13 protein-coding genes and 2 pseudogenes are annotated in these 14,684 nt (G+C 60.8%); 10 read left to right on the forward strand and 5 right to left on the reverse strand.

From position 1 onward, the window contains the following. Positions 1-95 precede the first annotated feature (95 nt). The 3 genes from QF045_RS06710 to QF045_RS06720 all read right to left on the reverse strand — a co-directional run bounded on the left by QF045_RS06710 (position 96) and on the right by QF045_RS06720 (position 3,493). Positions 96-992, reverse strand: coding sequence for an acyltransferase (locus QF045_RS06710; RefSeq protein WP_306491552.1), 897 nt, complete (start codon positions 990-992; stop codon positions 96-98). Continuing rightward, positions 993-3,092, reverse strand: coding sequence for a phosphate acetyltransferase (gene pta, locus QF045_RS06715; protein ID WP_306491553.1), 2,100 nt, complete (start codon positions 3,090-3,092; stop codon positions 993-995). An 80-nt stretch (positions 3,093-3,172) separates the two neighbouring features. Then, entirely contained in the window at positions 3,173-3,493 is a 321-nt protein-coding gene (locus QF045_RS06720) for a DUF3565 domain-containing protein (RefSeq protein WP_306491554.1), read from the reverse strand. Here QF045_RS06720 and QF045_RS06725 point away from each other — a divergent pair. Then, complete coding sequence (locus QF045_RS06725) at positions 3,462-3,947, forward strand: peptidylprolyl isomerase (RefSeq protein WP_032886172.1); 486 nt, start codon at positions 3,462-3,464, stop codon at positions 3,945-3,947. The genes QF045_RS06720 and QF045_RS06725 overlap by 32 nt on opposite strands. A gap of 276 nt (positions 3,948-4,223) precedes the next feature. Here QF045_RS06725 and rpsT read toward each other — a convergent pair whose 3' ends face one another. Continuing rightward, complete coding sequence (gene rpsT / locus QF045_RS06730; protein ID WP_306491555.1) at positions 4,224-4,502, reverse strand: 30S ribosomal protein S20; 279 nt, start codon at positions 4,500-4,502, stop codon at positions 4,224-4,226. A 253-nt stretch (positions 4,503-4,755) separates the two neighbouring features. On the opposite strand from rpsT, the gene murJ reads away from it, so the two are divergent. The 6 genes from murJ to ispH all read left to right on the forward strand — a co-directional run bounded on the left by murJ (position 4,756) and on the right by ispH (position 12,211). Continuing rightward, complete coding sequence (gene murJ / locus QF045_RS06735; RefSeq protein ID WP_306491556.1) at positions 4,756-6,294, forward strand: murein biosynthesis integral membrane protein MurJ; 1,539 nt, start codon at positions 4,756-4,758, stop codon at positions 6,292-6,294. 119 nt (positions 6,295-6,413) lie between these two features. Further along, positions 6,414-7,352: a bifunctional riboflavin kinase/FAD synthetase gene (ribF, locus tag QF045_RS06740; protein WP_306491557.1), complete on the forward strand. Its 939-nt coding sequence runs from the start codon at positions 6,414-6,416 to the stop codon at positions 7,350-7,352. A gap of 14 nt (positions 7,353-7,366) precedes the next feature. Then, the gene (gene ileS, locus QF045_RS06745; RefSeq protein WP_306491558.1) at positions 7,367-10,198 is read left to right on the forward strand and encodes an isoleucine--tRNA ligase; all 2,832 of its coding nucleotides are present in this window, start codon (positions 7,367-7,369) and stop codon (positions 10,196-10,198) included. Positions 10,199-10,205: 7 nt separating this feature from the next. Beyond that, positions 10,206-10,715 (forward strand): signal peptidase II, encoded by a 510-nt coding sequence (lspA, locus tag QF045_RS06750; RefSeq protein ID WP_124385062.1) that lies wholly within the window; start codon positions 10,206-10,208, stop codon positions 10,713-10,715. A gap of 7 nt (positions 10,716-10,722) precedes the next feature. After that, positions 10,723-11,163: a peptidylprolyl isomerase gene (locus QF045_RS06755; protein ID WP_306494862.1), complete on the forward strand. Its 441-nt coding sequence runs from the start codon at positions 10,723-10,725 to the stop codon at positions 11,161-11,163. Positions 11,164-11,263: 100 nt separating this feature from the next. Next, complete coding sequence (ispH, locus tag QF045_RS06760) at positions 11,264-12,211, forward strand: 4-hydroxy-3-methylbut-2-enyl diphosphate reductase (protein WP_306491559.1); 948 nt, start codon at positions 11,264-11,266, stop codon at positions 12,209-12,211. A gap of 19 nt (positions 12,212-12,230) precedes the next feature. On the opposite strand, the pseudogene QF045_RS06765 reads toward ispH, so the two are convergent. Beyond that, positions 12,231-12,746: pseudogene (locus QF045_RS06765) on the reverse strand (GspH/FimT family pseudopilin); the annotation flags it as partial. Positions 12,747-12,951: 205 nt separating this feature from the next. Between QF045_RS06765 and pilV the strand changes: the two are divergent. The 3 genes and pseudogenes from pilV to QF045_RS06780 all read left to right on the forward strand — a co-directional run bounded on the left by pilV (position 12,952) and on the right by QF045_RS06780 (position 14,677). Then, positions 12,952-13,437: a type IV pilus modification protein PilV gene (gene pilV / locus QF045_RS06770; RefSeq protein WP_306491560.1), complete on the forward strand. Its 486-nt coding sequence runs from the start codon at positions 12,952-12,954 to the stop codon at positions 13,435-13,437. Further along, positions 13,434-14,142, forward strand: a pseudogene (locus QF045_RS06775) (PilW family protein). The gene pilV and the pseudogene QF045_RS06775 overlap by 4 nt, the downstream one beginning before the upstream one ends. 4 nt (positions 14,143-14,146) lie before the next feature. Then, positions 14,147-14,677, forward strand: coding sequence for a PilX N-terminal domain-containing pilus assembly protein (locus tag QF045_RS06780; RefSeq protein WP_373424407.1), 531 nt, complete (start codon positions 14,147-14,149; stop codon positions 14,675-14,677). The last annotated feature ends 7 nt before the right edge of the window (positions 14,678-14,684 follow it).

Here is a 14,684-nt window from a genome sequence, read left to right on the forward strand (position 1 = left end):
GGGAGGGGGCTTGCTCCCGATGGCGGTGTGTCAGTCAGTACATCTGTCACTGATTCGCCGCTATCGGGAGCAAGCCCCCTCCCACATTTTGAGCATCACTTGTCTGGGAAATCTTTGTGCAACTGCTGAAGCAGCGCATCCTTGTCTTCCCACAACCGGTTGATCCACCCCTGAAACGCCAACCGATACTCTCCATCCTGCTCATAATTCTTGCCGATAAACTCCGGCGGAATCCGCACCTCGTCAAAGTGCACCACCACATCCTTCACATTCCCGCACAGCAAATCCCAATACCCCGGACGCCCGGCTGGGTAGTGGATGGTCACGTTCACCAGTGACTTCAACTGCTCGCCCATCGCATCCAGCACAAACGCGATACCACCGGCCTTGGGCTTGAGCAGATAGCGAAAGGGAGACTGCTGCTGCGCGTGCTTGCCCGGCGTAAACCGTGTGCCTTCGGCAAAATTGAAGATGCCCACCGGGTTGGCGCGAAACTTCGCACAGGTCTTGCGGGTGGTTTCCAGGTCCTTGCCTTTCTTCTCCGGGTGTTTTTCCAGGTAAGCCTTGGTGTAGCGCTTCATGAACGGGAAACCCAGTGCCCACCACGCCAGGCCAATCACCGGCACCCAGATCAGCTCCTGCTTGAGGAAGAACTTCAGCGGGCGAATGCGACGGTTGAGTACGTATTGCAGCACCATGATGTCGACCCAGCTCTGGTGGTTGCTGGTCACCAGGTAGGAATGCTGATAATCGAGGCCTTCAAGGCCGCTCAGGTGCCAGCGGGTGCGCCGTACCAGGTTCATCCAGCCCTTGTTGTTGGTGACCCAGGCTTCGTGCGTGTGGTTCATCAACCATTCGCTGAAGCGTTTGGCGAAGGGCAGGGCCTTGAACAGCGCCACGATAAACAGGAACGAGCACAGCAGGATCGTGTTCAGCGCCAGCAGCAGGGAAGCGATCACCCCGCGCACGGCGGCAGGTAGAAAATCCAGCATTTAGATATCCATAGGTCGGTTGGCGGCTTGGATCGCAGTCAGCGCGATGGTGTACACAATGTCGTCCACCTGAGCGCCGCGCGGCAGGTCGTTGACCGGTTTGCGCAGGCCCTGGAGCATCGGCCCCAGGCTTACGCAATCGGCGCTGCGCTGCACGGCTTTGTAGGTGGTGTTGCCGGTATTCAGGTCGGGGAACACGAACACCGTGGCCTTACCGGCGACCTGGCTGTTGGGAGCCAGTTGCCGGGCGACGCTTTCGTTGGCGGCGGCGTCGTATTGCAGCGGGCCGTCGATCAGCAGCGAGCCCTGTTGCTCGTGGGCCAGCAGGGTGGCTTCGCGGACTTTTTCCACTTCTTCGCCGCTGGCGGAGTCGCCGCTGGAATAACTGATCATCGCCACGCGCGGGACGATGCCGAACGCGGCCGCCGAATCGGCGCTTTGCAGGGCGATTTCCGCCAGCTCCGCAGCGCTCGGGTGCGGGTTCATCACGCAATCGCCATACACCAGCACCTGCTCGGGGAACAGCATGAAGAACACCGATGACACCAGCGTGCAGCCCGGTGCCGTCTTGATCAGCTGCAAGGCCGGGCGGATGGTGTTGGCGGTGGAGTGAATCACTCCGGACACCAGGCCGTCGACTTCGTCCAGGGCGAGCATCATGGTGGCGATCACCACGGTGTCCTCCAGTTGCTGCTCGGCCATCGGCGCATTCAGGCTCTTGCTCTTGCGCAGGGCCACCATGGGCTCAACGTAGCGCTGACGGATCAGGTCCGGGTCGAGTATCTCCAGGCCTTCCGGCAGTTCGATACCCTGGGCGCGAGCCACAGCTTCCACGTCCGCCGGTTTGGCCAGCAGCACACAGCGAGCAATGCCGCGCGCCTGGCAGATCGCAGCGGCCTGTACGGTCAGCGGTTCGCTGCCTTCGGGCAGCACGATGCGCTTGTTGGCGGCCTGGGCGCGCTGGATCAACTGGTAGCGGAATACCGCGGGTGACAGGCGCATCTCCCGTGGGGTGCCGCAGCGTTGGTGCAGCCAGCGCGCATCGAGGTGGCTGGCGACGAAGTCGGTGATGATCTCCGCGCGCTCGCGGTCATCGATGGGGATTTCCTTGTTGAGGCTATTGAGCTGGTTGGCGGTGTCGTAGGAGCCCGTGCTCACCGAGAGTACCGGCAACCCGGCCTGGAACGCGCCACGGCACAAATCCATGATGCGCGGGTCGGGCAGGGTGTCGCTGGTCAGCAACAGGCCGGCCAGCGGAACACCGTTGATGGCGGCCAGGCTGACGGCAAGGATGATGTCGTCGCGATCGCCCGGAGTCACCACCAGCACGCCGGGCTTGAGCAGCTCCACGGTGTTGCGCATGGTGCGGGCGCAGATAATGATCTTGGTCATGCGCCGGGTTTCGTAGTCGCCGGCGTTGAGGATTTGCGCGCCCATCAGGTCGGCCACGTCGCGGGTGCGCGGCGCGTTGAGCTCAGGCTGGTAGGGGATGCAGCCGAGCAGGCGGAAATCACCGCTGCGCAATAACGGCGAGTGCTCCTTGAGGCGCGCCGAGAAGGCCTCCATGCTTTCGTCGGTGCGCACCTTGTTGAGGATCACGCCCAGTACTTTCGGGTCTTTCGGGCCGCCAAACAGTTGGGCCTGCAATTCCACGCGGCCGGACAGCTCGGTGAGCACTTCATTTTCCGGGGCCGAGACCAGGATCACTTCCGCATCCAGGCTCTTGGCCAGGTGCAGGTTGACCCGTGCCGCATAGCTGGCGCTGCGGGTCGGCACCATGCCTTCGACGATCAGCACGTCCTTGCCCACGGCGGCTTGCTGGTACAGCGTGATGATCTCTTCGAGCAACTCATCGAGCTGGCCATCGCCGAGCATGCGCTCCACATGGGCCAGGCCCAGGGGGTGTGGCGGCTTCAGGCCGTGGGTGCGCGCCACCAGTTCGGTAGAGCGCTCGGGGCCGGTGTCGCCAGGGTGTGGCTGGGCAATCGGCTTGAAGAAACCGACTTTCAGCCCGGCGCGTTCCAGGGTGCGCACCAGCCCAAGGCTGATGGAGGTCAGACCCACACCAAAATCGGTGGGCGCGATAAAAAAAGTCTGCATGCGAATTCTCTGGAGGTGCATGGCTTGGGTGGCGCTCTATGTGTGAGTGCCTACCGCGAATCAGGCGCCAAGGTTAATCGTTATTCGGGCTGTTGCGCACACCAGCCGCACGCAAAGGGTTGGCCTATTTTTTCAAGGCGTTGCGCGGGGTCAAGTACCCAGGCGCGTGACTGCCAGGGCGGCTGGTGGCGCAGATGCTGGGTGTGGCCGCAGGACAGCTCGGCGACCCAGTGCAGGTCGTCGTCCTGGTGGAAACCGCAGATCGTCGTGACCGTTGGTCGGCCCCGTCTGTCCGGGTTCTGTTCGCTTTCGGGCAAATCCTTGTTTAGACTTGTCCGTTCTTCATTCTTATGCAAAAGGTCTCGCCCCATGACGATCGCCGCTAACAAGGCTGTCTCCATCGACTATACCCTGACCAACGACGCTGGTGAGGTCATCGACAGCTCCGCCGGCGGCGCGCCGCTGGTCTACCTGCAAGGCGCGGGTAATATCATCCCAGGCCTGGAAAAGGCTCTGGAAGGCAAGGCGGTTGGTGATGAACTGACCGTGGCCGTAGAACCTGAAGACGCGTACGGCGAATACTCCGCCGAACTGGTCAGCACCCTGAGCCGCAGCATGTTCGAAGGCGTTGATGAGCTGGAAGTGGGCATGCAGTTCCACGCTTCCGCGCCGGACGGCCAAATGCAGATCGTGACCATCCGCGACCTGGACGGCGACGATGTGACCGTTGACGGTAACCACCCTCTGGCTGGCCAGCGTCTGAACTTCCAGGTGAAGATCGTTGCGATCCGCGACGCTTCCCAGGAAGAAGTAGCTCACGGCCACGTTCACGGTGAAGGCGGTCATCAGCACTGATTGTGGTTTGATCAATAGCTGACAAAAACGCCCCGACTGGTTCGGGGCGTTTTTTTTGCGCTTGAAAATGCACCACGTATCAAATGTGGGAGGGGGCTTGCTCCCGATTGCTGAGCGTCAGGCACTGTATATGGCGACTGATCCACCGCTATCGGGAGCAAGCCCCGTCACAGTGTGAATAGTAATCTGCACACAAACAAAAATGCCCCGGACCTTTCGGTACGGGGCATTTTTTAACTGTTACGCAACCTCAGGTCGCTTGGCAGTTGTTACCACTTAGGCTGCAGCAGAAACGCTCAGAGCCTTGATGTGGCCATTCAGGCGGCTCTTATGACGAGCGGCCTTGTTCTTGTGGATGATGCCTTTATCGGCCATACGGTCGATAACTGGCACGGCCAGAACGTAAGCTGCTTGAGCTTTTTCAGCGTCTTTGGTGTCGATGGCTTTAACTACATTCTTGATGTAGGTACGAACCATGGAACGCAGGCTGGCGTTGTGGCTGCGACGCTTCTCAGCCTGTTTTGCACGTTTTTTGGCGGAAGGTGTGTTGGCCACCGTCGAGCTCCTCGAAAGACTTTTTAGGAAATAGCAAACAAAATAGGCCGCGAATCATGCCGATGACTTGATGGGTTGTCAAGGGCGGCTGATGCGAACTGCTGAGTGGTCGATCTGAAGAGGCGGGTGATTTATTTCCGGCGCTTGACCTGTAAACTCGCGAGCTTTGGCTCTGTGCTGTTGCAGGCGCGCAGTATCGCATAAGTAGGCGCTTTGTTCGCCTGCTCTTTATCTATAGGCGCAAACTCTTTCAATGAATCTGCTCAAATCGTTGGCTGCCGTCAGCTCTATCACGATGATCTCCCGGGTTTTGGGGTTTGTGCGTGACACCCTGCTGGCGCGTATTTTTGGCGCCAGCATGGCCACGGATGCCTTCTTCATTGCCTTTAAATTGCCCAACCTGCTGCGCAGGATCTTCGCCGAAGGCGCGTTTTCCCAGGCATTCGTGCCGATCCTGGCTGAATACAAGACTCAGCACGGCGAGGAGGCAACCCGCACATTCATTGCCTACGTCTCTGGCCTGTTGACCCTGGTGCTGATGCTGGTGACCTTCGTCGGCATACTCGCCGCGCCCTGGGTGATCTGGGCCACGGCCCCCGGCTTTGCCAATACCCCGGAGAAATTCGCGCTGACCACTGATCTGCTGCGCGTGACCTTTCCTTATATATTGCTGATCTCGCTGTCATCGCTCGCCGGGGCGATTCTCAATACCTGGAACCGGTTCTCGGTGCCGGCCTTCGTGCCGACGCTGCTTAACGTCAGCATGATTATCTTCGCGCTGTTCCTCACGCCGTACTTCGATCCGCCGGTGATGGCCCTTGGTTGGGCCGTCCTGGCCGGCGGCCTGGCGCAGTTGCTCTATCAACTGCCGCATCTGAAAAAGATCGGCATGCTTGTGCTGCCGCGCCTGAACCTAAAGGACACCGGCGTCTGGCGCGTGATGCGCAATATGTTGCCAGCGATCCTCGGGGTGTCGGTCAGTCAGATTTCCCTGATCATCAACACCGCCTTCGCTTCGCTGCTGGTGTCCGGCTCGGTGTCGTGGATGTACTACGCCGACCGTCTGATGGAATTGCCATCCGGCGTGCTCGGGGTAGCCTTGGGCACAATCCTGTTGCCGACCCTGGCGCGCACCTATGCGAGCAAGGACCGCCAGGAATATTCGCGCATTCTCGACTGGGGCCTGCGCCTGTGCTTCCTGCTGGTGCTGCCATGCGCGCTGGCCCTGGGGATCCTGGCTGAACCTTTGACGGTCTCGCTGTTTCAATACGGACAATTCGACGCCCATGACGCCTTGATGACCCAGCATGCGCTGGTGGCCTACTCCGTCGGCTTGCTCGGTATTATCGTGATCAAGGTGCTCGCGCCGGGCTTCTATGCCCAGCAGAACATCCGCACGCCGGTGAAGATCGCGATTTTCACACTGATCGTCACACAACTGCTCAACCTGATTTTTATCGGCCCGCTGGCCCATGCCGGCCTGGCGTTGGCGATCAGTGCCGGCGCCTGCATCAATGCTGGCCTGCTGTTCTACCAGTTGCGCAAGCAGCAGATGTACCAGCCGCAGCCAGGCTGGGGTGCGTTCACCTTCAAGTTGCTGGTGGCGGTGGCCGCGATGTCTGCCGTGTTGCTTGGCTTGATGCACGTGATGCCGGCCTGGGACCAGGGCCACATGCTGGAGCGCTTCCTGCGCCTTGGCGTGCTGGTGGTGGCTGGCGTGGTGGTGTACTTCGGGATGTTGCTGCTGCAGGGTTTCCGCCTGCGCGATTTCAATCGCAAGTCGCTGGGATAGACAGTTTGCGGCGGTAAAACGGCTGTTTTATCGAATCGATCCATTTGGCCTGCGCTGTTGCCTGTCGTCCGGGGCCGGGTGTGGTTATAATCGACCACTTTATGAGCAAGAAGCGCGTTATGCAGCTGGTTCGAGGTCTCCACAACCTGCGCCCCGAGCACCGGGGCTGCGTCGCCACTATTGGCAACTTTGACGGTGTTCACCGTGGCCACCAGGCTATCCTGGCCAGGCTGCGCGAGCGTGCGGTCGAGTTGGGCGTGCCCAGCTGCGTGGTGATTTTTGAGCCACAGCCGCGGGAATTCTTTACCCCGCAAACAGCGCCGGCCCGTCTGGCCCGCCTGCGGGACAAACTGCAGTTGCTGGCTGAAGAAGGCGTGGACCGCGTCCTCTGCCTGGCTTTCAACCAGCGTCTGCAAAGCCTTAGCGCCGCCGAGTTCGTCGACCGCATTCTCGTTGATGGCCTGGGCGTACAGCATCTGGAGGTCGGCGACGACTTCCGTTTCGGTTGCGACCGCGTCGGCGATTTCGATTTCCTGCAACACGCCGGCGTCAACCAGGGTTTTACCGTCGAAGCCGCGCAAACCGTCGAACTGGACGGTCTGCGCGTGAGCAGCACCCAGGTGCGTAACGCCCTGGCCGCTGCCGACTTCGCCTTGGCCGAGCGTTTGCTCGGTCGCCCGTTCCGCATCGCCGGACGGGTACTGCACGGCCAGAAGCTGGCGCGCCAACTGGGCACGCCAACCGCCAACGTGCAACTCAAGCGCCGTCGTGTGCCGCTGACCGGGGTTTACCTGGTGAGTGTCGACATCGACGGCCAATCGTGGCCGGGAGTCGCCAACATAGGCGTCAGGCCCACGGTTGCAGGTGATGGCAAGGCCCACCTGGAAGTTCATCTTCTGGATTTTGCCGGTGATTTATACGACCGGCGTTTAACGGTGGTTTTCCACCAGAAGCTGCGTGAAGAGCAGCGATTTGCCTCCCTTGAGGCATTGAAAACGGCGATCAATGCGGATGTCGCCGCCGCCCGTGCACTAGCCGCACCTAGCGCCCATCGCTAACCGAAGAGCCTTAAATGACCGACTATAAAGCCACGCTAAACCTTCCGGACACCGCCTTCCCAATGAAGGCCGGCCTGCCACAGCGCGAACCGCAGATCCTGCAGCGCTGGGACAGTATTGGCCTGTACGGAAAGTTGCGCGAAATTGGCAAGGATCGTCCGAAATTCGTCCTGCACGACGGCCCTCCTTATGCCAACGGCACGATTCACATCGGTCATGCGCTGAACAAGATTCTCAAGGACATGATCCTGCGTTCGAAAACCCTGTCGGGCTTCGACGCACCCTATGTTCCGGGTTGGGACTGCCACGGCCTGCCGATCGAACACAAAGTCGAAGTGACCTACGGCAAGAACCTGGGCGCGGATAAAACCCGCGAACTGTGCCGTGCCTACGCCACCGAGCAGATCGAAGGGCAGAAATCCGAATTCATCCGTCTGGGTGTGTTGGCCGAGTGGGACAACCCTTACAAAACCATGAGCTTCAAGAACGAGGCCGGTGAAATCCGTGCCTTGGCCGAAATCGTCAAGGGTGGTTTCGTGTTCAAGGGCCTCAAGCCCGTGAACTGGTGCTTCGACTGCGGCTCGGCCCTGGCCGAGGCGGAAGTCGAGTACGAAGAAAAGAAATCTTCGACCATCGACGTGGCCTTCCCGGTCGCCGACGACGCCAAGCTGGCCGAGGCCTTCGGCCTGGCATCGCTGGCCAAGCCCGCGGCCATCGTAATCTGGACCACCACGCCATGGACCATTCCTGCCAACCAGGCGCTGAACGTGCACCCGGAGTTCACCTACGCGCTGGTTGACGTGGGTGACCGCCTGCTGGTGCTGGCCGAAGAAATGGTCGAGTCGTGCCTGGCGCGTTACGAACTGCAAGGTTCGGTGATCGCCACCACTACCGGCTCCGCGCTGGAACTGATCAACTTCCGTCATCCGTTCTATGACCGTCTGTCGCCCGTCTACATGGCCGACTACGTTGAGCTGGGTTCGGGCACGGGCATCGTTCATTGCTCGCCTGCCTACGGCGTGGACGACTTCGTGACCTGCAAGAAGTACGGCATGGTCAACGACGACATCATCAACCCGGTGCAGAGCAACGGCGTGTATGTGCCGTCGCTGGAGTTCTTCGGCGGGCAGTTCATCTTCAAGGCCGACCAGCCGATCATCGACAAGCTGCGTGAAGTCGGCGCGTTGATGCAGGCCGACACCATCAAGCACAGCTACATGCACTGCTGGCGCCACAAGACCCCGTTGATCTACCGCGCCACCGCGCAGTGGTTTATTGGCATGGACAAAGAACCGACCAACGGCGAGACCCTGCGCGTACGCTCGCTCAAAGCCATCGAAGACACCCAGTTCGTCCCGGCCTGGGGCCAGGCGCGCCTGCACTCGATGATCGCCAACCGTCCGGACTGGTGCATCTCCCGCCAGCGCAACTGGGGCGTGCCGATTCCGTTCTTCCTGAACAAGGAAAGCGGCGAGCTGCACCCACGCACCGTCGAATTGATGGAAGAAGTGGCCCAGCGCGTTGAACAGGAAGGCATCGAAGCCTGGTTCAAGCTGGACGCCGCCGAGTTGCTGGGTGACGAAGCGCCGCAGTACGACAAAATCAGCGACACCCTCGACGTGTGGTTCGATTCGGGCACCACCCATTGGCACGTCCTGCGCGGTTCGCACCCGATGGGCCACGAAACCGGCCCGCGTGCCGACCTGTACCTGGAAGGTTCGGACCAGCACCGTGGCTGGTTCCACTCCTCGTTGCTGACCGGTTGCGCCATTGATGGCCATGCGCCGTACCGCGAACTGTTGACCCACGGCTTCACCGTCGACGAAAACGGTCGCAAGATGTCCAAGTCGCTGAAAAACGTGATCGAGCCGAAAAAAATCAACGACACCCTGGGCGCCGACATCATGCGTCTGTGGGTCGCGTCGACCGATTATTCGGGCGAAATCGCCGTGTCGGACCAAATCCTGGCCCGCAGCGCCGATGCCTACCGTCGCATCCGTAATACCGCACGCTTCCTGCTGTCGAACCTGACCGGCTTCAACCCGGCCACCGACCTGCTGCCGGCCGAGGACATGCTCGCCCTCGACCGTTGGGCCGTGGACCGTACCCTGTTGCTGCAACGCGAGTTGCAGGAACACTACGGCGAGTACCGCTTCTGGAACGTGTATTCGAAGATCCACAACTTCTGCGTGCAGGAGCTGGGTGGTTTCTACCTCGACATCATCAAGGACCGCCAGTACACCACCGCCGCCAACAGCAAGGCGCGCCGCTCGGCGCAGACCGCGCTGTATCACATCAGCGAAGCGCTGGTGCGCTGGATCGCCCCGATCCTGGCGTTCACCGCCGACGAGCTGTGGGAGTACCTGCCGGGCGAGCGTAACGAGTCCGTCATGCTCAATACCTGGTACGAAGGCCTGACCGAACTGCCGGCCGACTTCGAACTGGGCCGCGAGTATTGGGAAGGCGTGATGGCCGTGAAGGTTGCGGTGAACAAGGAGCTGGAAGTGCAGCGCGCGGCCAAGGCCGTGGGTGGCAACCTGCAAGCCGAAGTCACCCTGTTTGCCGAGGAAGGCTTGACCGCCGACCTGGCCAAGCTGAGCAACGAGCTGCGCTTTGTGTTGATCACCTCTACCGCAAGCCTGGCACCATTCACCCAGGCGCCGGCGGACGCCGTGGCGACCGAAGTGCCGGGCCTGAAGCTCAAAGTGGTCAAGTCGGCCTTCCCCAAGTGCGCCCGTTGCTGGCACTGCCGTGAAGATGTCGGCGTGAACCCTGAACACCCGGAAATCTGCGGTCGCTGCGTGGATAACATCAGCGGTGAAGGCGAGGTTCGCCACTATGCCTAGTCAAAGCATGCCTAACGCCGGCCGTTTCGGACGTCTTGGCTGGCTCGTACTGAGCGTGCTGGTCCTGGTCATCGACCAGGTCAGCAAGGCTCATTTCGAAGGCACCCTGGAAATGTTCCAGCAGATCGTGGTGATCCCGGACTACTTCAGCTGGACCCTGGCCTACAACACCGGCGCGGCCTTCAGCTTCCTCGCCGATGGCGGCGGCTGGCAGCGTTGGTTGTTCGCGCTGATCGCCGTGGTGGTCAGTGCGGTGCTGGTTGTCTGGCTAAAGCGCCTGGGCCGCGATGATACCTGGCTGGCCATTGCGCTCGCCCTGGTGCTGGGCGGCGCGCTGGGCAACCTGTACGACCGCATTGCCCTGGGCCATGTGATCGACTTCATCCTAGTGCACTGGCAGAACCGTCATTATTTCCCGGCGTTCAATTTCGCCGACAGTGCCATCACCGTCGGTGCAATCATGCTGGCGCTGGATATGTTCAAGAGCAAGAAAACCGGAGAGACCGTCAATGACTGATCAGGTATTGGCTGAGCAACGCATCGGCCAGAACACGGAAGTCACGTTGCATTTCGCATTGCGCCTGGAGAATGGCGATACGGTCGACAGCACCTTCGACAAGGCCCCGGCGACCTTCAAGGTCGGCGATGGCAACCTGCTGCCGGGTTTTGAAGCGGCTTTGTTCGGGTTCAAGGCTGGGGATAAGCGCAACTTGCAGATCCTGCCGGAAAATGCCTTTGGCCAGCCAAATCCGCAGAACGTGCAGATCATTCCACGCTCGCAATTCGAAGGCATGGACCTGTCGGAAGGCCTGCTGGTGATTTTCAATGATGCGGCAAATACCGAATTGCCCGGCGTGGTCAAAGCCTTCGATGACATACAAGTGACCATCGACTTCAACCACCCGTTGGCCGGTAAGACACTGACCTTTGATGTCGAGATTATCAGCGTCAAGGCGCTGGTCTAGAATGTGGGAGGGGGCGATCCCCCTCCCACCTTTGATCCCCATTGTCCCTTCGGTCAGCAACAAACCTGACCCTAAGTGGCTGCAAGACACGAGGCACAGCATGCAAATCAAACTCGCCAATCCCCGTGGCTTCTGTGCCGGTGTGGACCGGGCGATCGAAATCGTCAACCGCGCCCTGGAAGTCTTCGGGCCGCCGATTTACGTGCGGCATGAAGTGGTCCACAACAAGTTCGTGGTTGAAGACCTGCGCGCGCGCGGCGCCATCTTCGTCGAAGAACTGGACCAAGTGCCTGATGATGTCATCGTCATCTTCAGCGCCCACGGCGTTTCCCAGGCTGTACGCACCGAAGCGGCCGGCCGCGGCCTGAAAGTCTTCGATGCCACCTGCCCGCTGGTGACCAAGGTGCACATCGAAGTGGCACGCTACAGCCGTGATGGCCGTGAATGCATCCTGATCGGCCACGCCGGCCATCCGGAAGTCGAAGGCACCATGGGCCAGTACGACGCCAGCAATGGCGGCGCCATCTACCTGGTGGAAGACGAAAAAGACGTCGCCAACTTGCAGGTTCAAAACCCCGAGCGCTTGGCCTTTGTGACCCAGACCACCTTGTCCATGGACGACACCAGTCGCGTTATCGATGCCCTGCGCACGCGGTTCCCGGCCATTGGCGGCCCACGTAAGGACGACATCTGCTACGCCACGCAAAACCGCCAGGACGCCGTCAAGCAACTGGCCGATGAGTGTGATGTGGTGCTGGTGGTCGGCAGCCCCAACAGCTCCAACTCCAACCGCTTGCGTGAGTTGGCCGAGCGCATGGCGACGCCGGCGTACCTGATCGACGGCGCCGAGGACATGCAGCGCAGTTGGTTCGATGGTATCGAGCGCATCGGCATCACCGCTGGCGCCTCGGCCCCGGAAGTGCTGGTGCGTGGTGTGATCCAGCAATTGCACGCCTGGGGTGCCACCGGCGCCGATGAATTGGCGGGCCGGGAAGAAAACATTACGTTTTCCATGCCCAAGGAGTTGCGGGTTCGCTCACTGCTCTGAATTCCAGCGGGCTGGATCAGCCTCGGCATAACGCCTGCTCAGCTTTCTCGCTGCGCAGGCTGATACGCCCGCTGGGCGCCAGCACTACCTGATACAAGCTCTGTGCCTGCTTCGTGTCGCACACATGCACGGTGCCAGCACGAAACCCCCCGCCTGCGAACACCGGCTCTCCCAGACCGCTGAAACGAACCTGGCTGCTGACCGGGCCATTACCTGCAACCGGTACACGCCCGCTGTCCTGTCGCTCCAGCAGCACGGGATTGTCCTCGTCCAAATGGCCGCGCCCGCTAAGGTCCAATATCACCCGCCAGCCTTGGCTCCAGTTTTCGTCCCGTGCATGCATGACCACCGCACGATTGCGTGCGATCGCTTCGGTGCGTGCGTAACGCAGCCCTTCGGCCAGTGACTGGGCCACACTTTGCCGCTGCTGCGACTCCAGCAAACCCTTGAAGTTAGGTACGGCCAGTTGTGCCAGGAAACCCGTCACGATCAGCCCCAACAGTAATTCGATCAGGGTGAATCCTCGTTGTGTCATGTGCGCTCCGATCCGTGGATGCCAGTGATCTTTAAGTGGCAGGTATAGGTATAGCGCTTGGTCCCTGGGGCTGAATGATGGCCTTTACATCCAATGTATTTCCCTTTGTTCCGATAGCAGCGCCTGTCAAAAACCGACGCTAGTCTTGGGCTGCACAACAGGGTTTCCCTGTTTTCTAAGACCTTCGACAGGGATGACGACGGTAATGCTTTTGCGCCGAAATACCTTTTCTCTACGCGTTTCCCGCCGACGCCAATCCGGCATGGCACTGGTCGAGGTGCTGGTAGCGGTGTTGGTCCTGGCGCTCGGGATGCTGGGCGCCGCGGCGATCCAGCTCAACGCCCTGAAGTACACCGACAGCGCACGGATGACCAGCCAAGCCAGTTTTATTGCCTACGACATGCTCGACCGTATTCGCGCCAACGCCGGCGCCGATTACGCCTGGGGTCGAACCGAGCGGGCTCCGCCCAGTACTTCGACAGCCAGCGTGCGTGACCTGGACCTGCATGACTTCGAGGCCAACATCATGGGTTTTGCCGGCAAGGAGGCCAAGGGTGCCGTAGCGGTCAGCGGTGACGAGGTCACTATCAGCATCAGTTGGGAAGATGCCAGGAGCGCGGGCAGCCTCGGTGCCCGGGAGTCCTTCACCCTGACCAGTCGAATTGCCAACGGGCAAGGGAGATTGCAATGATCCGCCCGGCGCGGGGGTTCGGTCTGGTGGAGTTGCTGCTGGCATTGGCCATCGGGCTGGTCGTGGTGCTGGGTGCAAGCCAGGTGCTGATCAGTTCGCGATTGACCCAAACCAGCCAGCAGGCGGCCATGGTGCTGCAGGACGATGCGCGGTTCGTGCTGAGCAAGATGACTCAGGATATTCGCCAGGCCGGCATGCTGGGGTGTTTGGCGACGGCGTCTATCGACAACGCCCCCGGCGGCGTTTGATCGGCCGATCAGCTGGGAGGTATCGGCAGGCGCGAAGGCCCTGACGCTGGTGACCGCCCACGCCGGCGACGGTGCTGGCAAACCTGACTGGACGGTGGTGTCCGACTGCAAGGAGGCCGCTCAGGCTTACACCGGAACAGCGCCTGCAGTCGCGCCCGGCCAGATTCGTTTTGCAATACGCGAGCTTACCTATACCTACGAAACGGGCCAGTTGAAGATCAGTACACCGTCGGCACCGGCCAAGGCGGTACTGATGGATAACGTACGAGCATTCGACCTCAGCTTTGGCGTGGCGGCCGGGCCTGAGTCGACGGACGTAGTGCGTTACGACAGCCACCCGGCCGACGCATCGTTGATACGCAGCGCGCGCATCCTCATGACCCTGCAAGACCCGACTGGGCGCGTGAAGGATCAGTCTTATAGCGTTGTGGCTGCACTGCGCAACCGGTTGGAGTAGGGCGATGACGATGGTTATGGGTAGCCAGATGCGGCAGACGGGAATGGTGCTGCTGATCAGCTTGGTATTTTTGCTGTTGTTGTCGTTGCTGGGGTTGTCATCGATGCAAGGCGCAATCTCGCAGCAGAAGGCCGCAAGCAGCCTGTGGCAGCGTGTTCAATCGTTCCAGACTGCCGAAAGTGGCCTTCGGCTCGGGGAGGCAGCGGTGCGCAGGGGCGGGCATGCGCTGCCGGTTTGTCACTCGTTCATCAGTTGCGCGCCCCCCAATGAAGCGTTTTCGTTAGTGGGCGCTGGGCCCAATCCGGTTTCGGGAGTGACTTGGGTGGCGTTCAAGAGTGGGGTATATGGCGTTCAATCCCTGGGAGTGGGTGTGGGCCAGGCGCATTTGCCGCCGCATGCCCCAGCCGCGCTTTTTCGGGTGACGGCCGTCGGGCTGGATGGCCAATCGCGCACGGTGCTGGAGACCGTGTACGCGCGGGTGGAGGAGGGCGGCGGCAATAGGTTTCGGCGCGTCTTATGGCGGCAACTTCAATAAGGAACAA

Source organism: Pseudomonas sp. W4I3 (assembly GCF_030816195.1).
Taxonomy (GTDB): domain Bacteria; phylum Pseudomonadota; class Gammaproteobacteria; order Pseudomonadales; family Pseudomonadaceae; genus Aquipseudomonas.

Bases quoted from the DNA above. Each gene is read 5' to 3' on its own strand.
- QF045_RS06710 (WP_306491552.1), bottom strand. From the start codon at position 992: ATGCTGGATTTTCTACCTGCCGCCGTGCGCGGGGTGATCGCTTCCCTG.
- pta (WP_306491553.1), bottom strand. From the start codon at position 3,092: ATGCAGACTTTTTTTATCGCGCCCACCGATTTTGGTGTGGGTCTGACC.
- QF045_RS06725 (WP_032886172.1), top strand. From the start codon at position 3,462: ATGACGATCGCCGCTAACAAGGCTGTCTCCATCGACTATACCCTGACC.
- QF045_RS06720 (WP_306491554.1), bottom strand. From the start codon at position 3,493: ATGGAGACAGCCTTGTTAGCGGCGATCGTCATGGGGCGAGACCTTTTG.
- murJ (WP_306491556.1), top strand. From the start codon at position 4,756: ATGAATCTGCTCAAATCGTTGGCTGCCGTCAGCTCTATCACGATGATC.
- ribF (WP_306491557.1), top strand. From the start codon at position 6,414: ATGCAGCTGGTTCGAGGTCTCCACAACCTGCGCCCCGAGCACCGGGGC.
- ileS (WP_306491558.1), top strand. From the start codon at position 7,367: ATGACCGACTATAAAGCCACGCTAAACCTTCCGGACACCGCCTTCCCA.
- lspA (WP_124385062.1), top strand. From the start codon at position 10,206: ATGCCTAACGCCGGCCGTTTCGGACGTCTTGGCTGGCTCGTACTGAGC.
- ispH (WP_306491559.1), top strand. From the start codon at position 11,264: ATGCAAATCAAACTCGCCAATCCCCGTGGCTTCTGTGCCGGTGTGGAC.
- pilV (WP_306491560.1), top strand. From the start codon at position 12,952: ATGCTTTTGCGCCGAAATACCTTTTCTCTACGCGTTTCCCGCCGACGC.
- QF045_RS06780 (WP_373424407.1), top strand. From the start codon at position 14,147: ATGACGATGGTTATGGGTAGCCAGATGCGGCAGACGGGAATGGTGCTG.